Consider the following 24458-nt stretch of genomic DNA (forward strand, 5'->3'; position numbering starts at 1 on the left):
ATCGCCGTCGGCAGCAGTCTGCAGGTGCAGCCCGCCGCCGGGCTCGCCGGTGTCGCCGCCGACCACGGGGCACGGCTGATCATCGTCAACGCCGAGCCGACGCCGTACGACGAGCGGGCCGACGAGGTGATCCGGGAGCCGATCGGCACGGCGCTGCCCCAGCTGCTGCGCGAGCTCGGCGAGTAGATCAGAATCGCTGCCATGACCTCTGCCATTCGCCATGTGACCATCGACTCCGCCGACGCCTACCGCCTCGCCACCTTCTGGTCCCAGGTCCTGGGCCAGCCCGTGCACGAGGACGACAAGCCGGGAGACGAGGACGCACTGATCGAGGGGGCCGGTCTGCTGTTCGTCACCGTCCCGGAGCCCAAGACGGTCAAGAACCGTGTCCATCTCGACCTCCAGCCGCAGGACCGCACCCGTGACGAGGAGGTCGAGCGCCTCCTCGCCGTCGGGGCCACCCTGGTCGACGACCGCCGGAACGCGGACGGCACGGGCTGGGCGGTCCTCTCCGACCCGGAGGGCAACGAGTTCTGCGTGGAGCGCGGTGCGGCGGAGCGGGCGGGCTGACCCGCCGGCGGAGCGGGCGGGCTGACCCGAGCAGGCCTCTAGAACAGCGCCGGCCCGCTCTCGAAGTCCAGCAGCCGCTGCTTGCGGTCCAGGCCGCCCCCGTACCCGGTGAGACTGCCGTTCGCACCGACGACGCGGTGGCACGGCACGATGATGCCGACCGGGTTCTTGCCGTTGGCGAGGCCGACCGCGCGGGAAGCGGTGGGGGTGCCGAGGGCGTCGGCCAGTTCGCCGTAGGAGCGGGTCTCGCCGTACGGGATCGTCCGGAGCTGTTCCCAGACGCTGCGCTGGAACGGGGTTCCGTGCAGGCGCAGTTCAAGTGTGAACTCCTTCAACTCGCCCGCGAAGTACGCCTTCAGCTGGTCGGTGGCCTCCCCGAAGGCCGGTAGGTCGTCACGTTCACCGAAGGCCTCCTCCGGTGGGCGGTGGCGTTGGCCGGTCATGTAGAGGCCGCAGAGGACGCCGTCGTCGGCGACGAGGGTGAGGGGGCCGTATGGGCTGTCGGTCACTGTGTGCTGCTTCATGGAGTCGTCCCTGGATCCTTGTGCGTGCTTATGGGTGCTTATGCATGCTTGTGTGCCCTTATACGGGCAGGAAGTTGATCGGGTGGCTGTCGGTCGCCCACAGGTACTGGACCGCGTACGCCCGCCAGGGCCGCCAGGCCGCCGCCCGGGCCGTGAGCGCCGCCGGGGTCGAGGGCAGGCCCAACTCCTGGGCGGCGCGCCGGATTCCGAGGTCGGTGGGGAGGAAGGCGTCCGGGTCGCCGAGGGCGCGCATGGCGATGACGTCGACCGTCCAGGGGCCGAAGCCGGGGAGCGCGAGGAGTTGGGCGCGGGTCTGCGTCCAGTCGCTCTCCACGCCCAAGTTCAGGGAACCGTCGGCGAGTTGGTCCACCAGCGTGGTGAACGTGGTACGGCGCGTCCGGGGCATCGCCAGCGCCTCGGGGTCCACCGCGGCGAGTGCCTCGGGGGCCGGGAAGAGATGGGTGAGGCCGCCCTCGGGGTCGTCGACCGGATCGCCGTGCGCGATCACCAGACGGGCCGCGTGCGTACGGGCCGCCGCCGTGGAGACCTGCTGGCCCAGCACCGCCCGTACGGCGAACTCCGCCTCGTCGACCGTGCGGGGCACTCGCCGTCCGGGCGCCTTGTCGACCAGTGGGGCGAGCAGCGGATCCGTGCGCAGCTGGTCGTCGACGGCGACCGGGTCGGCGTCCAGGTCGAGCAGGCGGCGGCAGCGGCTGATGGCGACGGTCAGGTCACGCAGGTCGCTGAGGGCGAGGCGGCAGGCGATGTGGTCCGGTTGCGGGGTGAGGGCCACGATGCCGTGGCCGTACGGCAGTCGCAACGTGCGCCGGTAGGCGCCGTCCCGCCACTCCTCGACGCCCGGGACGGCGGTCGCGGCGAGGTGGCCGAAGAGGTTGTCCGGGTTGAGGGGGGCGCGGAACGGGAGGCGGAGGGTGAGGGCGCCCGGGGCGCTGGTGGAGGTGTTGATGGAGGTGCCGGTTGAGATGGCGGCTGAGATGGCGGTTGAGATGGCGGTTGAGGTGCTGCTCGCGGAAGTCCTCTTCTTCGGCAGGCGGGCGCGCAGTTCGCTGGGCGACAGGGCGAAGACCTCGCGCACGGTGTCGTTGAAGGTGCGGATCGAGGCGAAGCCGGCCGCGAAGGCGATCTCCGCCATCGGGAGGGGGGTCGTCTCGATGAGGATCCTGGCCGTCTGGGCGCGCTGGGCGCGGGCGAGGGCGAGCGGGCCCGCGCCCAGTTCGGCGAGCAGCTGGCGTTCGACCTGCCGGGTGCTGTAGCCGAGCCGGGCGGCGAGCCCGGGCACGCCCTCGCGGTCCACGACGCCGTCGGCGACCAGGCGCATGGCACGCGCCACGAGGTCGGCGCGCTGGTTCCACTCCGGGGAGCCGGGGCTGGTGTCGGGGCGGCAGCGCTTGCAGGCCCGGAACCCCGCCAGCTGGCAGGCCGCCGCGCTCGGGTAGAAGGTCATGTTCTCGGGCTTGGGCGGCACCACCGGGCAGCTGGGCCGGCAGTAGATCCGGGTCGTCAGGACAGCCGTGAAGAACCAGCCGTCGAAGCGGGCGTCCTTGGACTGGACGGCGCGTACGCAGCGCTCGGTGTCGGTGTGCATCCCCATCTGCATGGATCCAGCATCGTCCACGAGCGGGACCGTGGCTGGCGAGAATCCGACATCGACCTCAGCTGTCCTGCGCCGGACCGGATCGCCACGCGGACTCGCGCAGCAGCCTGAGCCCGTTGAGGCCGACCAGGACCGTGGAGCCCTGGCGCGACGGCTGGCCGATCCGGTGTTCCTCGTCCCCACGGCCGCGCTCGCGGGGGCGACCGCGGCGCTCTCGGTCGGCGTCGGCTTCCTCCCGGTGTCCGGTGCGGCCGCGGGGCTCGGCACGGTGGCGACCGGTGCCGCGGTGTCGGTGCCCGCGGCGTGCGCGGCGGTCGTCCAGCCGCGTGCCGGGCGGGCGTTGGACGCGGGGCGGATCACGGTACGGGCGGGACTGGCCGTGGGGCCGCTGCTCGCGGCGGCGGGGCTGGGATGCGCGATGCTGCCCGGGTTGACGGGCGTACTGCTCGCCGCCGCCCTCATCGGCGTGGGCACAGGGCTGATCACTCCGCTGGGGTTCGCGGCGCTGGCGTCTGCCACTCCGCGGGAGCGGCTGGGGCAGACCATGGGGGCGGCGGAGCTGGGGCGCGAACTCGGGGACGAGGGTGGGCCGTTGCTGGTGGCGGGGGTCGCCGCGGCCGTGACGCTGACCTCTGGGTACGGGGTGCTGGCGGTGTTGTTGGCGTGCGGGCCGATGGTTGCGGTGGTTGCGGGTGTATGGCGGAGGGGTGCGGCCGGGGTGAGGTGACAGGTGGGCGTGCTGGTGTTCGTCCCTGGTGACGTACCTCGGTCCCCTGCCGGGACTGAGGTGCGGGTGGGGCTCCGCCCGTGGGAGACCCGGGATGCCTTGAGTCTTGGACCCGGGCAGACCCGGGCAGACCCGGGCAGACCCGGGCAGACCCGGGCAGACCCGTGGAGATCCGTGGAGACCCCACCCGCCCGGCGCTATTCCGTCGCCGTCGGCCGCCGCGAGGCCGCCATCGCCTCCTCGACGTCCGTCAGAGGACGCAGCCGGTAGCTGTACGCGTAGTCGCGGTTGGCGAGGAGCTTGAACTCGTCGTGGGTGTGCGCACCCCAGCTGTTGTCACCGCCCACGCCCATCTGCCGGTGGTTCACACGGAGTACGACCGCCTCGCGCGGCGTGAGCTGGTAGTCGTGGCGTGCCCCGACCGACAGGTCCTCCGGCGTGAAGTGCGAGGCGCTGACCTCGAGGAGGGGCTCGCCGGAGACCAGCAGGCCCACGCCGCGTCGGTCGGTCAGGGCGGCCCATCGCACGTCGGTCTTGTTGCCGTTCTCCTGCGGGCGGATGTAGGAGGTCCACTGCCCGGAGACGGTCCCGGAGTAAATACCCACGTCCGTACCGTAGTTGCGGTCCCAGTGGTTCTCCTCGGGGCCGCGGCCGTAGTAACGCAGCTGCTCCAGACGCGCGGGCAGGAAGAGCAGGCTGCCCACCTCGGGGATGTACGGCAGGCTCGACGCGCCCGGGTGCAGGCTGTGGTCGACCTTGATCTCGCCGTTGCCGAAGACCGTGTAGGTAGTGGTGTACGTCGACTCGACGGTCGTCGGCAGCGTGCCGGCGACCTTGATCTCGACCGCCCTGTCGCGCAGGGCGCGCACGGTCACATCCGTAACCTTGCGGTTCGCCCCGGCGTCGCGCCAGGTCTGGTTGCGGGTGTGCTGGCCGTTGCCGTGGTCGTTGTCGGTGGGCGCCCGCCAGAAGTTGGGTGCGGGGCCGGAGGTGATGAGCCGGGTGCCACGGACCTCGTACGAGGTGATGGTTCCGCTGCTCTTGTCGACGACGACCGTGAAGTCCGCGCCGCTGACAGTGACTTGGTTGCCTCCGTCGAGGTGGCTGAGGGCGGCCACGCTCGCCAGTGGGACGGGCGTCACCGCCGGGCTTCCCGCGTCGAGGGCGAGTTGCTGCCGCGCCACCTCGAAGCCGGCCTTCGCCCACTTCGTGGATTCCTTGGTGGTGAAGGACAGTTCGAGGAAGTACTCGGCTCCGGGTGACGGTCGGGCCGGCAGCCTCACGGGCACCGTGATGTCCTTGCTCGACAGCGGTGGCACATCGAGCTGGTTGCGCGTCAGTTTCCCTCGCTGTACGACCTTTCCGTCCGCGACCAGCGACCAACTCCCGTCAAGCTCACAGAGGTTGGTGAACAGGTTCTCGTTGGTGAGAGTCACCGCTCCGGCCGCTCCGCCCGCGACCGGTGCCGCGTTGACGGCCTGGTAGACCCGCTTGATCTCGGCCGCCTTGCCGGTGTGCCCCCGGTCGGCGGTGACGATGCCGTCCGCGACGAAGTTCCCGTCGTTGGGGTTGTCGCCCCAGTCGCCGCCGTACGCGAAGAAGGTCTTGTCCCTCGGCCGCTTCTCGGTGACCCCGACGGTGGCCGCGTCGAACCAGAACCGCACACCCTCGTCGCCGGGACCGCGGCTGTCGGAGGCCAGTTCGGCGGCGCTCAGCGCACGGGCGTACACACGTGCCCGGCGGATGGTGCCGCTGAACTCGCGGGTGATGTTGTCGACGTCGGTGGCGAGCGCGAGGGGCGCGGTGTTGTTGCTGGGGGCCCTGGTGGTGGTCCGGGTGGCCTTCGCCTCTCCGTCGACGTACAGGGTCAGCGTGCCCGCGGCCACGTCGCAGACGCCGGCGATGTGGTGCTCGGTGCCCGTCCAGTCGTCCGGCAGCGCCCAGGTGGCGGTGATCCACTGGCCGCCGCCGTAGATGAAGAACTCCAGGTTCCGGCCCGACTGTTTGAGGGCGTACTGCGTGTCGCCCTTGGCGATGATCGGCTGGTGGTAGCCCGTCACCTGGGGCGTGACCCATGCCTCCAGGGTCAGGGAGCCGGTGAGGTCGAGGCTGGGGTCGCGGGCGAAGACGGTGCCGCCGGAGACACCCTTGGCGCGGTCGAACGTGCCGCCGGGGGCGATGAGTTCGCCGCGCAGCCTGCCGGGTCCGGTCTCGGTCAGCAGTGTGCGCGCCGGGGTGGGCCAGCTCAGGGCCTGGTCGACGAAGTCCCAGATCCAGCCGCCCTGGAGGACGTCGTGGCGCCGGATGATGTCCCAGTACTTCTTGAAGTTGCCGTTGGAGTTCCCCATCGCGTGGGAGTACTCGATCATCACGTACGGCCGGGTGTCGGCGGTGTCCTTCGCCCGCTGCTCGACGCGCGCGGGGCTCTCGTACATCTCGGAGCGGATGTCGCTGATCGTGGGGCGGTCGTCGCCCTCGTACTGGATGACGCGCGTCGGGTCGTAGGAGCGGATCCAGTCGTGCATGGCGACGAATGTGCTGCCGCCGCCCGCCTCGTTGCCGAGCGACCAGATCACCACCGAGGCGTGGTTCTTGTCGCGGTGGACCATGTTCTGCGCGCGGGCCACGCACGCCTCGGTCCAGTCGGCGTGGTTGCCCGGGTATTCGTCGCGGATGCCGTGCGTCTCGAGGTTGGTCTCGTCGACGAGGTAGAGGCCGTACTCGTCGGCGAGTTCGTACCACAGCGGATTGTTCGGATAGTGCGAGGTGCGGACCGTGTTCATGTTCAGCCGCTTGACGATCCCGATGTCCTCGACCATGTCCGCGCGGGTCAGCGCCGTGCCCCGGTCAGGATGCATCTCGTGCCGGTTGGTGCCCCGGAAGGAGACGGGCCGGCCGTTGATCCGCATCAGCCCGTCCTTGAGCGCGAACTCCCGCAGGCCGACCCGGTGCGAGAGCGTCTCGATCACCTTGCCCGCGGGGTCGCGCAGCCGCAGCACGGCGGTGTAGAGGTTCGGGTGTTCGGCCGACCACAGCTTCGGCTCGGGTACGGCCTTCGCCGCTTGTACGGTCGTCTCGGCACCGGTGCCGAGATCGACGGTCTGCTGCAGCGGCCGGGACCAGACAGGGTACCCGTCGGCGTTATACAGCATCGTGTCGACTGTATACCGTCTATCCGACGCCCACTCCGACGCCGACCCCGATCCGCTCCCGTAGTCCCGCACGCTCGTGGTGACCGCCAGCTCGGCGGCCGTGTAGTCGTCGCTCAGCGGGGTGTCCAGCTTGAAGTCGCGCAGGTGCACGGCCGGCGTGGAGTACAGGTACACCGAGCGGAAGATGCCGCTCAGCCGGATCATGTCCTGGTCCTCCAGCCAGTCACCGTCGGAGTACCGGTACACCTCCACCGCGATCTGGTTGGCGCCGGGCCTGAGATGCTCGGTGATGTCGTACTCGGCGGGGCTGAACGAGTCCTCGTGGTAGCCCACCAACTCCCCGTTGATCCACACGTAGTGGGCCGACTTGACGCCCTCGAAGTGCAGGAACGTCCGCCGCCCCGACCAGTCGCGGGGGACGGTGAAGGTGCGGCGGTACTGGCCGACCGGGTTGTAGCGGGTCGGCGCGGCCGGGGGCTGCGGCTCCTCGCCCAGGCCGTTGGGGCCCCACCAGGGGTAGGTGATGTTGACGTAGATCGGGAAGTCGTAGCCGTGCTGCTGCCAGACGGAGGGGACGGGGATCGTGTCCCAGTCGCTGTCGTCGAGGTCGGTGCGGTGGAAGTCGGCGTCCCGGTCGTCGGGGCGGTCGGCGTAGGCGAACTTCCACTTGCCGTCGAGGCCCAGCCGGTACGGCGAGCGGGTGCGGTCGGCGGCCAGGGCCTGCCTGACGTCCTGGTACGGCATGAGGGTGGTGTGCGGGGGCTCGGTGCCCAGGCGGAAGACCGCGATGTTGCCGTTCCACTCCGGTAAGGCGTCCGCGGCCGCCGTGCGCCGGCCGGTGGCCGAGGCGGGGACGGGCGAGGCGGACAGGGCGAGCGCGCCGAGTACGGCGGCTCCGCCCTCCAGCAGACGGCGGCGGCTGAACACGTGCGGCTGCGGGTGCGAGCGCGGGTGCGGGTGCGGGTGCGGGTGCGGGTGCGGCATGACCGTGGCCTTCCTCGGTGCGACTGTGGGGTGCGCGAACTGAGGGTGCGTCAGGAGGGTCAGAGGAGTCGAAGAGAGTCAGCGGGAGGCAGGGGGAGCCAGGGGTTCAGAACCTGACTACTGGCGACAAAGGCAACTACTGAGCCAGAGGAACCCTAGAACTCGCACACAATCGAAGCAATGTTCCTGTCGGACTTTGTGCGGTCCTGTTGAGCCACGCTGGCTCTCATCACCGGACCTGCGTGGCGAACGCCTCGTACGCCCGCTCGTCGGAGAGGACGAACCTGACCTCCTCGACCGCCGTGTCCGTCGCGCGTACGGTCTCCACCGCGATGCGGGCGGCGTCGTCCATCGGCCAGCCGTAGATACCGGCGGAGACGGCCGGGCACGCGACCGTACGGGCGCCGAGTTCGTCGGCGAGCCGCAGTGACTCGCGATAGCAGGAGGCGAGCAGGTCGGAGCGGTCTTCGGTCTTGCTGAAGACGGGCCCCACGGTGTGGATCACCCACCGCGCGTCCAGCTCGCCCGCCGTCGTCGCGACCGCTTGGCCGGTGGCGAGCCCTTTGCCGTAGTGCGAGGCGCGCAGCTTGCGGCAGTCCGCGAGGATCGCCGGGCCGCCCCGGCGGTGGATGGCGCCGTCGACGCCTCCGCCGCCCAGGAGGGAGGAGTTCGCCGCGTTGACGATCGCGTCGGCGCGCTGCCGGGTGATGTCGCCTTGGACGAGGGTGATCGTGGTCATGTCCGGCACGGCCTCCTTCGCGCGATGGTCATGATCATGTCTGCCGCAGTCTCCGCCACGCAATGGTCGCGATCATGTCTGCCGCAGTCTCCGCCACACGGCCTTCGCCGCGTTGTGTCCCGACATGCCGTGCACGCCCGGTCCCGGCGGGGTGGCCGAGGAGCAGATGAAGACGGCCGGGTGTGGAGTGCCGTACGGGAACAGGGACAGCTTGGGGCGCAGCAGGATCTGGAGTCCGGTGACCGCGCCGGAGGCGATGTCGCCGCCGATGTAGTTGGCGTTGCGGGCGGCGAGTTCGGCCGGTCCGGCGGTCGCGCGGGCGAGGACGCGGTCGCGGAATCCCGGGGCGAAGCGCTCCAGTTGGCGTTCCATGGCGTCGGTGAGGTCGCCGGTCCAGCCGCTGGGGACGTGGCCGTACGCCCAGAAGACGTGTTTGCCGGCCGGGGCCCGGGTGGGGTCGACGAGGCTGGGCTGCACGGTGATCATGAATGGCCGCTCGGGTGCGCGGCCTTCCCTGGACGCGGCGCGCAGGGCGGCGCCGACCTCCGCCCTGTCCGCGCCGATCTGCACGGTGGTGGCCCTGCGTGCCTCCGGTGCGGTCCACGGCACGGGGCCGTCCAGGGCGTAGTCGATCTTGAAGACTCCGGGGCCGTACCGGAAGCTCTCGTAGGAGCGGCCGAGGCCGGCGATGCGGGCCAGGGCGGTGGGCGAGGTGTCGAAGACGTACGCGCGCGCGGGCGGCAGGTCGTCGAGGCGCTTGACCTCGAAGTCGGTGTGGATGGTGCCGCCGAGGTCCAACAGATACGCGGCCAGAGCGTCGGAGATGGACTGGGAGCCGCCACGGGCCACGGGCCAGCCGCGGGCGTGGGCGGCGAGGGCGAAGACCAGGCCGATGGCGCCGGTGGCGAAGCCGCCGAGCGGGGCCATCACGTGCGCGACGAGACCGGCGAACAGGGTTTTCGCCCGTTCGTCGCGGAAGCGGCGCATCAGCCAGGTCGACGGGGGCAGGCCGACCAGGCCGAAGCGGGCGAGGGTGACGGGGTCCCGGGGCAGCGCGGTGAGCGGCAGCGACATGAAGTCGCGGACCAGGGTGTCCCACCTGGGCAGGAAGGGCTCGACCAGCCTGCGGTACGTCCCCGCGTCACGCGGCCCGAACGAGGCGGCCGTCTCCCCGACCGACCGCGCCAGCACGGCCGCGGTGCCGTCGGTGAAGGGGTGCGCCATGGGCAGGTCGGCGTGCAGCCACTCCAGGCCGTAGCGCTCCAGGGGCATGGCGCGGAACGCGGGTGAGTTGATGCCGAGGGGGTGGGCCGCGGAGCACGGGTCGTGCCGGAAGCCGGGGAGGGTGAGCTCCTCGGTGCGGGCTCCGCCGCCGACGGTGTCGCGGGCCTCGAAGAGGGCCACGGAGAAGCCGCGGCGGGCCAACTCCACGGCGGCGGTCAGTCCGTTCGGCCCCGCACCCACCACCACCACATCGAGCATCGACGACACCTTCGGACCCCTTCGTCAGCCGGTGGCCTGTGAGGATCAGGATATGACGGAGGGCTGACAGCCCTGGGCCGCGGGGCGCCCCTCCGGAGCTACTGCGCCCTCAGCAGGCCCACCACCCGGCGTGCCGTGGCCGCGTCCCGGGCCGCGGTGAACGGGAGCGTGTTGTGGCCCGTGATACGGAACGGCTCGCCGGTGAGGGTCAGGTGCGCGCCGCCCGCCTCCTCGACCAGGAGCAGGCCTGCGGCGTGATCCCAGGCAGCCTCCCACGAGAAGGCCGTGGCGTCCGACTCGCCGCGGGCGACGGCGAGATACTCCAGGCCGGCCGAGCCGCACGCGCGCGGTGCCACACCCTCGGTCCACAGCCCGAGCAGGGCACGCTTCTGTTCCTCGGTCGTGTAGTCCGGGTGGGAGGTGGCTATGCGCAGGTCACGGTCCGCTTCCGGAGCACCGGCGTGCAGCCGCTCGCCGTCGAGGAACGCGCCCCGGCCGCGCACGGCCGTGGCCAGCTGGTCGCGGGCCGGCGCGTACGTCCACGAGGCGAGCACGACTCCGCCCTGTGCGAGCGCGACCAGGGTGCAGAAGCCGGGGTCGCCGTGCACGAACTGCCGTGTCCCGTCGACCGGGTCGACGATCCAGACCGGGGTGTCGCCCTGGATCGCCTCGTAGGACGCCGGGTTGGCGTGCACCGCCTCCTCGCCGACCACGACCGAGCCGGGCAGCAGGGCACCCAGTTCCTCGGTGAGGTACAGCTCCGCCTTGCGGTCCGCGTCCGTCACGAGATCATGCGGGCCGGCCTTCTGGTCGACCTCATGCGCGGCGAGCCGGCGGAAGCGCGGCATGATCTCGGCCGAGGCCGCCTTGCGCACCGCTTCCTCCACGTCGCCCGCGTGCCGGGTGAGAAACTCGTCGATGGTTTCCGTGTCTTCGATCATGACTCCATGAGAGCACGCGCCACTGACAATCCCCACCCGGCCGGTGTATCACTGGTGGAATCGGCGTGAAGACCACGATTTCCCCTGGGCCCGGTTCGCCTGGGCCCGGATGCGAGGTCCGGGGCGGGTTCCTCAGGCCGGGCGGCATCAGCGGCCCGTCGCGTACCCCTGCATCCCCCGCGGATTCGCCGCCGCCGACAGGATCCCGGTCTCCGGGTCCCGTCCGACGGCGCACAGCCGCCCCTCCGACCAGGGATCACCGACGGTCACGTCGTGCCCGCGCCGCCGCAGCTCCGCCACCACGTCCTCGTCCATCCGTCCCTCGACGGTGACACTGCCCGGCCGCATGCCGCGCGGGTAGAAGGAGCCGGGGAAGCTGTCGTTGTGCCAGTTCGGGGCATCGATCGCGCCCTGGAGGTCGAGCCCGCCCCTGACCTGGGCGCGCAGCGCGACCGCGAGGAAGAAGTGCAGCTGCCACTGGTCCTGCTGGTCCCCGCCGGGCGTTCCGAACGCCATGACCGGTACGCCGTCACGCAGCGCGATCGAGGGTGTGAGGGTGGTGCGGGGGCGACGGCCCGGGGTGAGTGAGTTCGGCAGCCCCTCCTCCAGCCAGGTCATCTGCAGGCGGGTACCGAGCGGGAAGCCCAGCTCGGGCACGACGGGGTTGGACTGCAGCCAGCCGCCGCTGGGCGTGGCGGCGATCATGTTGCCCCACCGGTCGACGACGTCGAGGTGGCAGGTGTCGCCGCGGGTGAGCCCGTCGTCGCCGACCTCGGGCTCACCGGGCACCGGGGAGGTGGGGTGCTTGGCGACGGTGGGCTCACCGGCGCCCAGGGCGTCGAAGCCCGGTTCGTTGCCGTGCGCCACGCGCGCGTGGGCGCTCATCCGAGGAGTGCGGCCCCCGGGACTGCCGGGCCGCAGCTCGTACGAGGCCTTGTCCCCGACGAGCTCCCGCCGCCCCGCGTTGTACGCGTCCGACAGCAGCGCGCCGAGCGGCACCTCGGCCGCGTCTCCGTACCAGGCCTCGCGGTCGGCCATAGCGAGCTTGCAGCCTTCGATCAGCAGGTGGACGTACTCGGCGGATCCGTACCGGGGCAGTTCGGGCGGCAGCAGCGCGAGCTGCTGAAGCAGCACCGGCCCCTGGCTCCAGGGGCCGGCCTTGCACACGGTCCAGCCGTTCCAGTCGTACGTCGTCGGCGCCTCGTACGTCGCGGACCAGCCGGCGAGATCGGCGGCCGTGAGCGTACCGGCGTGCCGCTCGCCGCTGGTGTCCATGGTGGGCCGCTGAGCCTGCCGCACCAGCGCCTCGGCGACGAACCCGGTGCGCCACACCTCCCGCGCGGCCTCGATCTGCGCCTCTCGGTCCCCGGCACCGGCGACCTCTTCGAGCAGCCGCTTCCAGGTGGCGGCGAGGGCGGGATTGCGGAAGAGCTCGCCCGGCCGGGGCGCGTTGCCGCCCGCCAGGTACACCTCCGCCGACGAGGTCCATTCCGTCTCGAACAACTCCCGCACGCTTTCGACGGTCGCCCCGACGTTCTCCACGGGCGCGTGCCCGTGTTCGGCGTATCCGACGGCGTACTTCAGCACGTCGGCGAGGGACTTGGTCCCGTGGTCCCGCAGCAACAGCATCCAGGCGTCGAAGGCCCCGGGAACAGCGGCGGCGAGCGGCCCCGTCCCGGGAACCAGCTCCAGCCCGAGCCCCCGGTAGTGCGCGACCGTCGCCCCGCCCGGCGCGGCTCCCTGCCCGCACAGCACTCGCACCTCGCCGCCCGCCGGAGCGAGCAGGATCGGGACCTCACCGGCGGGCCCGTTCAGATGCGGCTCGACGACATGCAGCACGAACGCCCCTGCCACGGCGGCGTCGTACGCATTGCCCCCGTCCTCCAACACCGCCATCGCCGACTGCGAGGCCAGCCAGTGGGTGGAGGACACCATGCCGAAGGTGCCCTGGAGGGTGGGGCGGGTGGTGAACACGGTGAGCTCCTCACTCGACGGCGGCGGTCGACTGATCGTACGAGCTAACTCGGCCGCCTCCCCGCCGTGAGCAGATGCCCGCCGGCGCCGAGCAGCGTCGGCTCGGACTCGATGCGCCGGGTCGCCGCCAGGACGGCCGCGCGGCGTTCCGGGTCGTCCAGCCAGTCCTCGATGCCGCCCATGAGCCAGGCGACGCCCTCGATGCCGTACTGGCCCTCTACAGTGAGCCCCGCGTCGGTGAATTCGGTCGGGGGCTCCTCGGGGCCGGCGAAGTAGGCGACGGTGAACAGGCCGTCCTCGGCGTGGTGGTGGTGTCGGCCGTCCGCCGTTTCGGCGTCGGTGCGTTCGCGGTGCAAGGGGCTGAAGTAGCGCTCCTCGCGCAGCACGTCGTGCAGTCCGGCGAACCGGTTGATGGTGGCCGCGACCACCAGCCCGCCCGGCCGGACCGCCCGGTACGCCTCGGCCAACGCCCGTACCCGGTCCGGCCGTTCGGGCAGGTGGTACAGCGGTCCCAGGAGCAGCACCACGTCGTACGAGGCGTCGTCGGCGGGCAGGGCGCGGGCGTCTCCGGGGCGGGCGGTGACGCCGGGCAGCCGTGTGGCCTGCTCCACGTGGAGCGGCACCGGGTCCACGAGGTCGACCTCGTATCCGTCCCGTGCGAGCCATTCCGCGTGGATCCCGCTGCCGCCGCCGACGTCGAGGACCCGCGCGGGCGTCGCCGGCATCAGCCGCCGCAGCACGTCCTGGGTCCGCCAGAACTCCAGCCGCCCGGCGGGCGCACCACCCTCTCTGAGGCGGGCGTCCTCCTTACCCTGGGCGTAGTAGGCGAGGATCTCCTCACGTACGGCGGGCTGTTGGTGGCGTGTCGTCTCGGTCATCACCTCAGGGTGCTGATCGCCGCCCACGGCGCGCAACGGGATATGTGGCGCGGGTCAGTTGCCGCGTGCCGTCACCAGCCCCGACTCGTACGCGAACACCACCAGCTGCGCCCGGTCCCGCGCCCCCAGCTTCGTCATCGCCCGGCTCACATGCGTCTTCGCCGTGAACGGGCTGATGACCATGTGGGCCGCGATCTCCTCGTTGGTGAGGCCGCGGGCGGCGAGGGCGGTGACCTCGCGTTCGCGGCGGGTCAGGCACTCAAGGCCCGGAGCGGTGGACCGGTCGGGAGGGCGGGAGACGAACTCGCCGATGAGGGTGCGGGTGACCGACGGGGAGAGCAGGGCCTCGCCGTGGACCACCACCTTGATGGCCTGGAGGAGGTCGGCGGGTTCGGTGTCCTTCAGGAGGAAGCCGCTCGCGCCGGCCCGCAGTGCCTCGAAGACGTACTCGTCGAAGCCGTAGTTGGTGAGGATGACGACGCGTACGGCGGACAGGGACGGGTCGGCGGCGATGTGCCGGGTTGCCTCGATGCCGGTCATCACCGGCATCTGTACGTCGATCAGCGCGATGTCGGGGACCTCGGCGCGGACCAGGTCCAGGCCCCGCTTCCCGTCCGCCGCCTCCCCCACCACCTCGATGCCGTCCTCGGCCTCCAGCAGCGCGCGGAAGCCGGCGCGCATCAGTGCCTGGTCGTCGACGAGTGCCACCCTGATCATCCGGTGGCCTCCGAGGGCAGCTCCGCGCGCACCGAGAAGCCGCCCTCCGCGCGCGGGCCGGCGTGCAGTGTGCCGCCGAGGGCCGTGACGCGTTCGCGCATGCCGGTGAGGCCGATGCCGGGGGTGCAGGGGCGGGCCGGGTCGGCTGTTCCGTCGTCGTCCACCTGTATCGCCAACGCCTCCTCGCCGTAGGCCAGTCGGACGTGCACCTTCGCCGGGCCCGCGTGGCGTGCCGCATTGGTGAGCGACTCCTGGACGATGCGGTACACCGCCCGGTCGACGGTCGCCGGCAGGGGGCGTTCGTCGCCGGTCGTCGTCAGTTCGACGGCGAGACCGGCCGCCCGCGCGCGTTCCACGAGCACCGCGGGGGTGCCGGTCGGTTCGTCGGTGCGCAGGACCTCCAGGGTGGCGCGGAGTTCGCGCATCGCCTCGCCGCCCGCCTCCTGGATGGCGAGCAGGGCGGGCGGCACCTCCTCGCCTCGCTTACGGGCGAGGTGGACCGCGACGCCCGCCTGGAGCTTGACGATCGAGATGCTGTGGGTGAGGGAGTCGTGCAACTCCCGGGCTATGCGCAGGCGTTCCTCGCCTGCTCGGCGCAGTGCCGCCTCCTCGCGGGTGCGCTCGGCCTCCAGGGCGCGCTGTTCGGTCTGCCGCAGATAGGCCTGCCAGTTGCGGTCGGCGAGACCCGTGACGACCGCGCACAGGAACCAGCCCGTGAGCAGCGCGGCCTTCTCCACGACCTCCCCCGTCGTCGGACCCGTCGCCACGTACGCCGCCAGGTACACGCCGCCCGCGGCGGCGGCCCAGCCCCGGTGTCCCACCCGGGCCGCGGTGTGCACGGCGGCGAGGACGGGGAGGGCGGCGAGCAGGCCGGGGTGCGCGTGCAGGACGTACGCCGCGCCGGTCGCCGTGGCCGCGGCCAGGACCGCCAACGGGGCCGGCCGGTAGAACGCCAGGGCGGCCGAACCCAGCACGATCAGCGCGTAGTCGACGGCCGTGGTGTCCGCGTCGAACGCGGCCGTGGTCACGACGAGGGCGCCGACCACGACCGCGAGGGCCGCGTCGGCGAGACTCCTGCGTGTGACCAAGTGCCCGCTCATGCACGCACAGTAGCCGTCGGTGCCGACACCGGCGTCACCCCTGTGGACAACTCTGCGACTACTCCCGACGCAGTAGACAAAAGCCCCGAGCCGCCCCGTCGGCGCAGCGCCGACTGTCTTCGGCCGTACGACGACCGCGCCCGGCCCCGCGGCACACGCTTGTGCCCATGCCCACACCTTTCCGCTACACCGAGCCCCTGCCGCCCAAGGCGGCCACCGGCCGCGTCGCCGAGGTCTACGCCCAGCTCTCCCGCGACTTCGGCATCGACAGGCCCGTCACCTTCGTGGTCCTGTCCTCCGCACCCGAGATCCTCGCGCCCACCTGGGCGCTGATGCGCGAGTCGCTGATCGCGGGCCCCGGCAGCCGTACCGGCAAGGAGCTGGCGGCACTCGGGGTGTCGCAAGCCAACAAGTGCCCGTTCTGCGTGGACGCGCACACCGTGCTGCTGCACGCCACCGGCGACCACGCGCTCGCCGAGCGACTGGCCCGCGGGAGGGTGCCCGAGGACGAGGAGCACGCGCGCGTGTTCGCCTGGGGCCGGCACACGCGCGTGCCGGGCGCCTCGCTGGAGCCGTATCCGTTTCCGCGCGAGCACACGCCCGGCTACGTGGGCACCGTGCTCGCCTTCCACTTCATCAACCGGATCGTGTCGGCCCTGCTCACCGAGCAGCTGCTGCCGGGCAACGCCCAGCGGTTCAGGGCGGTCCGCAGTCTCGCGGGCCGCACGCTCGCCCGGACCGTACGCCGCCCCGCCGTGCCCGGCGAGGCCCTCGTGCTGCTCGACCACCCCGACCCCGGCGAGGCGCCGGCGTGGGCGGGCGACACGGCGGTCGGGCCCGCGTACGCGGCGCTGCTCAAGGCGGCCATGGCGGGCGCCGGCCTCCTCGACGCCGACGACCAGGCCCTCGTACAGGAAACCCTGTGGGGCTGGGACGGAGAGCATCCGCCGCTCGCCCTGGGCGGGTTCCCGGACCGTCGGGAGCGTCCCGGCGCGCGTCTGGCGCTGCTGGCGGCCCTCGCGCCGTACCGCATCACGGACGAGGACGTGGCGGCCTGGCGGCGGCCGGAGCACACCGACCACTGTCTGGTGCACCTCGTCGCCTACGGGGCGTTCGCGGCCGTGGACCGCATCGAGTCGGCGCTCAGTCGCCGCATCGCCCGGACATAAAGGGACACAGGGCGCATCGGCAGCGAGGCGCTGTGACGGCACCGGTACGGAGCGAGTTGGCACTTCCGTCCCACAGGGAGTCATGTGAAACTGGCGCCCCGTCCGCAGTGCGGACCCCTCCGCACCGTCCCCCACGAAAAGTGCGCCGTGCGTTCCAGCTCCCTTCCGTTGCCGCTCGCCCTCACCGCACGCCTGTCGCCCGTCGTCGTGCTCGCCGCGGCGGGCTGGGCACTGACGTCCGGTCCGTTCGCCGCGACGTCGGCCGGCGAGCACAAGGAGGGGGAGAAGACCGGCACGCAGTCCGCGTCCGCCCCGGCGACGGCGGCCGCGCCGAAGACGTACGCCTCCGCGCCCTCCCCGTGCGGCAGCCTCGCCAAGAAGACGATCACGTCGCTGGTACCGGGTGCCAAGACGGCCGGCAAGGAGATCCCGTCGACGGACTCGAAGCTGCGCCGCACCTGCTCGTGGAACGCGCTCAAGGGGTACGACTACCGCTGGCTCGACGTCTCCTTCGAGATCACGGAGAACGACGAGGCGGCACAGAAGTCGTACAAGGAGAACGTCGAGGAGAAGAGCGGCGGCGGGGACGTCCCGGGGGTCGGCGACTCGGCGTACTCCGTCGTGAACCTCACCACCGAGGACAAGCAGCAGACCCGCGAGGGCGTGGTGATGGTGCGCGCGTCCAACGCGCTGGTGACCGTCACGTACAACGGCAGCGACTTCGAGACGAAGAAGGCGCCCAGCACGGACGAGATCAACAAGGCCGCCATCAAGGCCGCCAAGGAGGCGGTCGCAGCGCTGGAGGACGGTCAGCAGAGCTGACCGCCCTCCGACCGTCCTCCAGCAGTACTGCCTTCGGCGTCACGCCTCGAGGCGGTCCCTTCCACGGGCCAGCATCAGCACCACGTACAGCACCATCGACGTGCCCAGACCCACCGCCCAGCCGTAGTCGGCCAGCGGTTCCAGTGCCGGGATGGGGCGCCCGTCGATCAGCGGCTTGAAGCTGGCGCCGCCGATGGCGAGGACACCGCCGGTGACGAAGGCGACGACGGCCCGCCAGTTCCAGCCGCCGTCGTACCAGTAGCGGCCGCCCGCGCGGTACAGGTCGGTCAGGTCGAGCTTGCCGCGGCGCAGGATCCAGTAGTCGGCGATGAGGATGCCGGCGACCGTGCCGAGCAGACCGCCGACCAGGCCGAGCCAGGTGAAGATGTAGCCCTGCGGGTCGGAGTACAGCTTCCACGGGAAGATCAGCACGCCGAGCACACAGGTGGCGAGCGCACCGGCCCGGAAGGTGATCTTGCGGGGCGCGATGTTGGAGAAGTCGAAGGCCGGCGAGACCAGGTTGGCCGCGATGTTCACCGACAGGGTCGCCACCAGCACGGTGACCAGCGCGAACAGCAGGCCCACGACGTTGTCCGTCTTGGCGGCGAGCTCCACCGGGTTCCAGATCGTCTCGCCGTACACGGCCTGCGAACCGGAGGTGACCATCACCGACAGCAGCGCGAAGAGCGTCATGGTGGTCGGCAGACCGAGCGCCTGGCCCCACATCTGCGACTTCTGGCTCTTGCCGTAACGGGTGAAGTCCGGGATGTTCAGGGACAAGGTGGACCAGAAGCCGATCATGCCCATGAGGGACGGCCAGAACAGCTTCCAGAAGTCGCCGCCCCAGCCCAGCTTGGAGGGCTGGTCGAGCAGCGGACCGAAACCGCCCGCCTTGTTGCTCATCCAGATCAGCATCACGAACGCGCCGACCAGCACGAAGGGCGCCGCCCAGTTCTCGAAGCGGCGGATCGTCTCCATGCCCCGGTAGATGATCGCGACCTGGATCGCCCAGAAGATCGCGAACGACAGCCACATCGTCCAGGGATAGCCGCCGAACTGTCCGGCGTCGCTCCAGCCGTTGCCGATCAGCTTGCCGGCGAGGAAGTAGATCGCCTCGCCGCCGATCCAGGTCTGGATGCCGAACCAGCCGCACGCCACCAACGCCCGTACGACAGCGGGGAGGTTGGCGCCGCGGATGCCGAACGAGGCGCGGGCGAAGACCGGGAAGGGGATGCCGTACTTCGGTCCCGCGTGCCCGGTGAGCAGCATCGGGACCAGCACGATCACGTTGGCCAGGGCGATGGTGAACACCGCCTGCTTCCAGTCCATGCCGACGGCGATCAGACCGGAGGCCAGGGTCCAGGAGGCCGTGTTGTGGGCCATGCCGACCCACAGGGCGGAGAAGTTGTACGTGGTCCAGGTGCGCTTCTCCACCGGAACCGGCAGCAGGTCCTCGTTGGCGTAGCGGCCGCTCGGGGCGGGGCTGCCCGGGGCGAGCTCCACCCGGCCGTCGGCGAGGGTGACTTGGGTGGACGGCGGTATGGCCGTGGGAGCGGTGTCGGTCATGGGCAGGCCAATCAAACGAGGGGCGGATCCGGAAAGGCCGTGCGGGCCGGCGGGGCCGGGGGAGGGCGGGTGCGTTCCCGCGTCGTTCGGTGCGTGCTCTCGGCGTGCCTGCCGAAGGGCCTCGTAGCGGAGCTACTTGGGCCTTCGGCAGGCACGGCGAGAGTGCGTGCCGGGCGGCGTGGGGGCGTGCCTGCCCTCCCCCGGCCCCGCCACCCCCTCCCCCGGACGGCGGGGAGGGGAGACTAGGAGTGGGGGGATGGGGAGGTGAGCGGTGGGTCGTGGATCAGGCGTTGACGGCCGGGATCACCTTCGTGCCGTAGGCGTCGATGGTGGCCTCCTGCGCGTCGTGCATGTCGTAGACGGCGAACTGGTCGACGCCCAGCTCACGCAGTGCGTTCAGCTTCTCGATGTGCTTCTCGACGGGGCCGATGACGCAGAACCGGTCGACGATCTCGTCGGGCACGAACTGGGTGTCGGGGTTGTCGGCGCGTCCGTGGTGGGAGTAGTCGTAGCCCTCGCGCGCCTTGATGTAGTCGGTGAGTTCGTCGGGTACGGCGGCGGAGTGCTCGCCGTACTTGGAGACCAGGTCGGCGACGTGGTTGCCGACCATCCCGCCGAACCAGCGGCACTGCTCGCGGGCGTGGGCGAGCGCCTCGGGCGAGTCGTCCTCGGTGACGTAGGCGGGGGCGGCGACGCAGATCTTCACCTCGGACGGGTCACGTCCGGCGGCGACGGCCGCGTCCTTGACCGCCTTCACCATGTACTCGGTGAGGTAGAGGTCGGCCAGCTGGAGGATGAAGCCGTCGGCCTCCTCGCCGGTCATCTTCAGGGCCTTGGGGCCGTACGCGGCCATCCAGACGGGGAGTTCGGCGTCCTCCTTGATCCAGGGGAACTTGATGACCGTACCGCCGAGGTCGGCCTCCTTCCCCGAGCCGAGCGCCCTGATGACCTTCATGGCCTCGCTGATCCGGGCGAGCGTGTTCGGGGTGCGGCCAGCGACGCGCATCGCGGAGTCACCGCGGCCGATGCCGCAGACCGTGCGGTTGCCGAACATGTCGTTGAGGGTGGCGAAGGTGGAGGCGGTGACCTCCCAGGTGCGGGTGCCCGGGTTGGTGACCATCGGGCCGACGGTCAGTTTGCTGGTGTTCGCGAGGATCTGGCTGTAGATCACAAAGGGTTCCTGCCACAGCACGGCGGAGTCGAAGGTCCAGCCGTAGGTGAAGCCGTTGCGCTCCGCCCGCTTCATCAGGCTGATGACCTTCGAGGCCGGCGGGTCGGTCTGCAGGACGAGTCCGAAGTCCATGGGCGCCGCTCCTAATTGAGGTACTGACAGGTGGAGCGGGGGGTGTAGACGCCGTGCCCGGCGTGCCCGGTGTACTCCCGCTCGGTGATGACGAGTTCGCCGCGCGAGAGGACGGTCTCGACGCGGCCGGTGAGGCGCTTGCCCTCGTACGCCGAGTAGTCGACGTTCATGTGGTGCGTCTCGGCGGAGACGATCTGCTCGGCGTGCGGGTCGTAGATGACGACGTCCGCGTCGGCGCCGGGGGCGATGGTGCCCTTCTTCGGGTACATGCCGAACATCCGCGCCGGGGTCGCGCAGGCGATCTCGATCCAGCGGCGGCGCGAGATGTGGCCGTCGACGACGGCCTGGTGGAGCAGGTCCATGCGGTTCTCGACGCCCGGAAGACCGTTGGGGATCTTCGAGAAGTCGCCCCGGCCGAGCTCCTTCTGGCCCACGAAGCAGAAGGGGCAGTGGTCGGTGGAGACCACCTGGAGGTCGTTGGTGCGCAGGCCCTTCCAGAGGTGGGCCTGGTGCTCCTTGGGCCGCAGCGGCGTCGAGCACACGTACTTCGAGCCCTCGAAGTCGGGCTCGGCGAGGTTGTCCGTGGACAGGAACAGGTACTGCGGGCAGGTCTCGCCGAAGACGTTCAGCCCCTCGTCGCGCGCCCTGGCCAGCTCGGCGACTGCCTCCATCGCCGAGACGTGCACGACGTACAGGGGCGCGCCGGCGACCTGCGCGAGCTTGATGGCGCGGTGGGTGGCCTCGGCTTCGAGCAGCGCCTTGCGCACCTCCCCGTGATACCGGGGGTCGGTCTCGCCGCGGGCCAGCGCCTGCTCGACCAGCACGTCGATCGCGATGCCGTTCTCGGCGTGCATCATGATCAGGCCGCCGTTCTCGGCGGAGCGCTGCATGGCGCGCAGGATCTGGCCGTCGTCGCTGTAGAAGACGCCCGGGTAGGCCATGAACTGCTTGAAGGAGGTCACCCCCTCCTCCACCAGCAGGTCCATCTCCTTGAGCGTGTCCTGGTTCACGTCGGAGACGATCATGTGGAAGCCGTAGTCGATGGCGCAGTTGCCCTCGGCCTTGGCGTGCCAGGCGTCGAGCCCCTCGCGCAACGAGTGACCCACGCTCTGCACGGCGAAGTCGACGATGGTCGTCGTGCCGCCCCAGGCGGCGGCCCGGGTGCCGGTCTCGAAGGTGTCGGAGGCGAAGGTGCCGCCGAACGGCAGCTCCATGTGGGTGTGGGCGTCGACCCCGCCCGGGATGACGTACTTCCCGGTGGCGTCGATGGTGCGCTCGGCCGTCCAGGCCTCGGCGGCGGAGGTGCCGGAGGCGGCCAGGGCGGCGATGCGGCCGTCCTCGATCAGGACGTCGGCGTGGATCTCGTCGGACGCGGTGACGACGAGGCCACCACGGATGACGGTACGGCTGCTCATGATCCCTCTCCTGCCGTGTTCAACACTGGTGTGGTGCGGGTCGGTCGGTGCCGCCGGTCCGGCCCCCCGTGCGCCGGACCGGCGGACGTGTCCGGCCCGGTTACGGAGCGGTCAGCGGACCGTACGCGTCGGGACGGCGGTCGCGGTAGAACTGCCAGCGGTCGCGGACCTCGCGCAGCTTGGCCAGGTCCAGGTCGCGGACGACCAGTTCGGTCTCCTTGTCGCCGGCCACCTCGCCGACGAACTGGGCCTCCGGGTCGACGAAGTACGACGTCCCGTAGAAGTCGTTGTCGCCGTACTCCTCGACGCCGACCCGGTTGATCGCGCCGACGAAGTACTCGTTGGCGGCGGCCGCGGCCGGCTGCTCCAGCTGCCACAGGTAGGCCGACAGGCCGCGCGAGGTGGCCGACGGGTTGAAGACGATCTCGGCGCCCTCCAGACCCAGCGCGCGCCAGCCCTCCGGGAAGTGGCGGTCGTAGCAGATGTAGACACCGATCCTGCCCACGGCGGTGTCGAAGACCGGCCAGCCGCTGTTGCCGGGACGGAAGTAGAACTTCTCCCAGAAGCCCGGTACCTGCGGGATGTGGTGCTTGCGGTACTTGCCGAGGTACGAGCCGTCCGCGTCGATCACGGCGGCCGTGTTGTAGAGGACGCCGGGCTGCTCCTCCTCGTACATCGGCAGGATGAGGACGAGGCCGAGTTCCTTGGCGAGCGCCTGGAAGCGCTTGACGATCGGGCCGTTCGGGATCTGCTCGGCGTACTCGTAGAACGCCTTGTCCTGGACCTGGCAGAAGTACGGTCCGTAGAACAGTTCCTGGAAGCACAGGACTTGGGCACCCTGCGCGACCGCGTCGCGGGCCGCCTGTTCGTGTACCTGGATCATCGACTCCTTGTCGCCGGTCCAGGCGGTCTGGAAGAGGGCGGCTCGGATCACTGTGCTCATCGGGACCTCCGGTCACTCGGTGTGGGAGGAGCCTAAGAAGTCCGATAGGCCGGTTTGAGTTGCACGGTGTCACGTCTACGGGCCCGCGGCGTGCCACCGTGTCACCCTGTCGTGGGCCCATGTTTCACCACCGTTTTCCCAGGTCGTCGCATGTTTCAGCCCTGTTGCGCGTCGTGTGCGAGGAGTGCGATGTGCACCGAGGCGGCCTGTTCGAAGTCGTCGAGGTCGACGCCGAGCCGGCCCTGTATCGCCTCCAGCCGGCGGTACAGCGCCGGCCGGGAGACGTGGTGGAGCTGGGCGGTGCGGGACTTGTTGCGGCCGCTGGCGAGGTAGGTACGCAGTACGGCGAGGAGGTCCTCGCCGGCCCCGCACAGCAGCCCGTCCAGCTCGCGCTCCGCGAAGGACTGCACATGGGGGTCGTCGCGCAGCAGCCGTATCAGACCGCGCAGGTGGACGTCCTTCAGGCGTACGACGGCCGGGAGGTCCAGGACGGCCGAGGAGTCCGCCACGGCGTCGGCGACGTGCTGGGCCTCGCGCAGCCCGGCGGGGACGTCGTCCCAGGCGGTGCGCTCGTCGGCGGCCGCCACCACGGCCTTCGAGGATCCGGACTCGGTCCGCAGCCGGGCCGCGAAGTGCGCGGCGAGGGCCGTCGCGTCCTGGTCGCGGGCGAGGCTCAGCAGGACGGCCACGGCTCCGTCGGCCAGCTCGGCGACCAGTCCGGGCATCCCCAACATGCGCAGCACGCGGTCCAGTTGGTCCGGTTCGCCGTCGCGTACGACCAGCGGGACGAAGGTGCGGCGGTTGACGGGGAGTCCGGCCGCGCGGGCCCGCGGCAGCAGTTGCCGTGCCGGGACGATCCCGCTGACCAGGTCGGTCAGCAGGCTCTGCGCGGACTGCTCCTCCCAGCTGTGCGCGGAGGTGCCGCCGAGCATGCGGTGCAGCACGAGTGCCTCGGCGGCCCGGTCGGCGAGCAGTCGCCCAGTGGCGGTGTCGCCGCGGTAGCCGCACAGCGTGATCCGGCCCCACCGCTCTCCCCGTCCGGCCAGCTCCGCGCGGATCCAGCCGTCGACCTCGTTGCCGCCGGCCTGGCGGGCGATGCGCTCCCAGTCGCGCAGCACGTCGTCCACGGCCGGCCGCTCCCCCGCGGTGGCGAGGACGCGGTGGGCGAGGTTGGTGACGACGACGGGACAGCCGCTGTGCTGGGCGATCTCGTCCAGCAGCCGGTGCAGCGGGGCGTCCGCGGTGATGAGTCCGGTGAGCGCGGTCCGTACCGACTCGGAGAGGCTGACGGCGGCGAACTTCCTGCGCACCAGCCGGGACTGGACCTCCTCCGTCAACTCGGCGAAGGGGAAGGGCCGGTGCAGGACGATCATCGGCAGCCCGCACCGCTCGGCCGCCCGGCGCATCACGTCCGGCGGCGTGGGGAAGGCCCGTCCCAGGCCCAGCACGACGGCCGCGGCCTCCGCGCGGTGCAGGGACTGGATGTACTCGGCCTGCGCGCCCTCGTCGCCGGCGAGCAGCACTCCGGTGGTGAGGACCATCTCGCCGCCGCTGAGCATCACACCGACGTCGGCGGCCTCGGCGACGTGCACCCAGCGCACGGCCCGGTCCAGCTGACTCGCCCCGGCCACCACCTCGGGTTCACCGGCGAGGACCCGCTCCATGGCGAGGACCTGCCGGACCGACAGGGTCGGCTCCACGGGTTCCACAGGCTCCCAGGTCTCCAAGGCGGTGGTCATGGCGGTGTTTCCCTTGTTCAGGCTGCTACTACCGAACACTTGCCCAGTGCTCCACCCTGCAGGGTGGAGGTGAAGGGCATCCTGCCCACAGCGGCCCG

At 71.2% G+C, this 24458-nt stretch carries 19 protein-coding genes and 1 pseudogene; 5 read left to right on the forward strand and 15 right to left on the reverse strand.

Features of this window, described 5'->3' with window-relative positions:
- Positions 1–186 (forward strand): annotated as a pseudogene (locus AC5P09_RS21245) (NAD-dependent deacetylase); the annotation flags it as partial.
- Between the two features lie 15 nt (positions 187–201).
- Entirely contained in the window at positions 202–570 is a 369-nt protein-coding gene (locus AC5P09_RS21250; protein ID WP_493875403.1) for a VOC family protein, read from the forward strand.
- A 38-nt stretch (positions 571–608) separates the two neighbouring features.
- Here the strand turns inward: AC5P09_RS21250 and AC5P09_RS21255 are convergent, their stop codons facing one another.
- Positions 609–1094, reverse strand: a complete 486-nt coding sequence (locus AC5P09_RS21255; protein ID WP_493875404.1) for a methylated-DNA--[protein]-cysteine S-methyltransferase — start codon at positions 1092–1094, stop codon at positions 609–611.
- 58 nt (positions 1095–1152) lie between these two features.
- Positions 1153–2700: an AlkA N-terminal domain-containing protein gene (locus tag AC5P09_RS21260; RefSeq protein WP_493875448.1), complete on the reverse strand. Its 1548-nt coding sequence runs from the start codon at positions 2698–2700 to the stop codon at positions 1153–1155.
- 40 nt (positions 2701–2740) lie between these two features.
- Here AC5P09_RS21260 and AC5P09_RS21265 point away from each other — a divergent pair, with 40 nt between their 5' ends.
- Positions 2741–3436: an MFS transporter gene (locus tag AC5P09_RS21265; RefSeq protein ID WP_493875405.1), complete on the forward strand. Its 696-nt coding sequence runs from the start codon at positions 2741–2743 to the stop codon at positions 3434–3436.
- A 197-nt stretch (positions 3437–3633) separates the two neighbouring features.
- Here the strand turns inward: AC5P09_RS21265 and AC5P09_RS21270 are convergent, their stop codons facing one another.
- The 8 genes from AC5P09_RS21270 to AC5P09_RS21305 form a co-directional block, all read right to left on the reverse strand.
- Positions 3634–7572, reverse strand: a complete 3939-nt coding sequence (locus AC5P09_RS21270) for a glycoside hydrolase family 2 TIM barrel-domain containing protein (RefSeq protein ID WP_493875406.1) — start codon at positions 7570–7572, stop codon at positions 3634–3636.
- Between the two features lie 229 nt (positions 7573–7801).
- Positions 7802–8311: an O-acetyl-ADP-ribose deacetylase gene (locus tag AC5P09_RS21275; RefSeq protein ID WP_493875407.1), complete on the reverse strand. Its 510-nt coding sequence runs from the start codon at positions 8309–8311 to the stop codon at positions 7802–7804.
- A gap of 72 nt (positions 8312–8383) precedes the next feature.
- A complete protein-coding gene (locus tag AC5P09_RS21280; protein WP_493875408.1) occupies positions 8384–9793 on the reverse strand; it encodes a phytoene desaturase family protein in 1410 nt (469 codons plus the stop codon).
- Positions 9794–9891: 98 nt separating this feature from the next.
- The gene (locus tag AC5P09_RS21285; protein ID WP_493875409.1) at positions 9892–10734 is read right to left on the reverse strand and encodes an inositol monophosphatase family protein; all 843 of its coding nucleotides are present in this window, start codon (positions 10732–10734) and stop codon (positions 9892–9894) included.
- 147 nt (positions 10735–10881) lie between these two features.
- A complete protein-coding gene (locus AC5P09_RS21290) occupies positions 10882–12708 on the reverse strand; it encodes a gamma-glutamyltransferase family protein (protein ID WP_493875410.1) in 1827 nt (608 codons plus the stop codon).
- A 44-nt stretch (positions 12709–12752) separates the two neighbouring features.
- Positions 12753–13586, reverse strand: a complete 834-nt coding sequence (locus AC5P09_RS21295) for a class I SAM-dependent methyltransferase (protein ID WP_493875411.1) — start codon at positions 13584–13586, stop codon at positions 12753–12755.
- A 54-nt stretch (positions 13587–13640) separates the two neighbouring features.
- Positions 13641–14303: a response regulator gene (locus AC5P09_RS21300; RefSeq protein ID WP_493875412.1), complete on the reverse strand. Its 663-nt coding sequence runs from the start codon at positions 14301–14303 to the stop codon at positions 13641–13643.
- Positions 14300–15403, reverse strand: a complete 1104-nt coding sequence (locus tag AC5P09_RS21305) for a sensor histidine kinase (protein WP_493875413.1) — start codon at positions 15401–15403, stop codon at positions 14300–14302. The genes AC5P09_RS21300 and AC5P09_RS21305 overlap by 4 nt, the downstream gene beginning before the upstream one ends.
- Before the next feature lie 167 nt (positions 15404–15570).
- On the opposite strand from AC5P09_RS21305, the gene AC5P09_RS21310 reads away from it, so the two are divergent.
- Together AC5P09_RS21310 and AC5P09_RS21315 are read left to right on the forward strand one after the other, a co-directional pair.
- Positions 15571–16572 carry a carboxymuconolactone decarboxylase family protein gene (locus tag AC5P09_RS21310; protein WP_493875414.1) on the forward strand — a complete coding sequence of 334 codons (1002 nt, stop codon included), beginning with the start codon at positions 15571–15573 and terminating at the stop codon, positions 16570–16572.
- A gap of 147 nt (positions 16573–16719) precedes the next feature.
- Positions 16720–17394 carry a hypothetical protein gene (locus AC5P09_RS21315; protein WP_493875415.1) on the forward strand — a complete coding sequence of 225 codons (675 nt, stop codon included), beginning with the start codon at positions 16720–16722 and terminating at the stop codon, positions 17392–17394.
- A gap of 39 nt (positions 17395–17433) precedes the next feature.
- Here AC5P09_RS21315 and AC5P09_RS21320 read toward each other — a convergent pair whose 3' ends face one another.
- From AC5P09_RS21320 to AC5P09_RS21340, 5 genes are all read right to left on the reverse strand, one after another.
- Complete coding sequence (locus AC5P09_RS21320; protein ID WP_266449907.1) at positions 17434–18960, reverse strand: NCS1 family nucleobase:cation symporter-1; 1527 nt, start codon at positions 18958–18960, stop codon at positions 17434–17436.
- A 283-nt stretch (positions 18961–19243) separates the two neighbouring features.
- On the reverse strand, positions 19244–20263 hold the full coding sequence (locus AC5P09_RS21325; RefSeq protein WP_493875416.1) for a TIGR03842 family LLM class F420-dependent oxidoreductase: 1020 nt from the start codon (positions 20261–20263) through the stop codon (positions 19244–19246).
- 11 nt (positions 20264–20274) lie between these two features.
- The gene (gene hydA / locus AC5P09_RS21330; RefSeq protein WP_266449905.1) at positions 20275–21678 is read right to left on the reverse strand and encodes a dihydropyrimidinase; all 1404 of its coding nucleotides are present in this window, start codon (positions 21676–21678) and stop codon (positions 20275–20277) included.
- A gap of 100 nt (positions 21679–21778) precedes the next feature.
- A complete protein-coding gene (locus tag AC5P09_RS21335; protein WP_493875417.1) occupies positions 21779–22621 on the reverse strand; it encodes a nitrilase-related carbon-nitrogen hydrolase in 843 nt (280 codons plus the stop codon).
- A 155-nt stretch (positions 22622–22776) separates the two neighbouring features.
- The gene (locus AC5P09_RS21340; RefSeq protein WP_493875418.1) at positions 22777–24360 is read right to left on the reverse strand and encodes a PucR family transcriptional regulator; all 1584 of its coding nucleotides are present in this window, start codon (positions 24358–24360) and stop codon (positions 22777–22779) included.
- Between the last annotated feature and the right edge of the window lie 98 nt (positions 24361–24458).

The organism is Streptomyces sp. a15, from assembly GCF_059026085.1.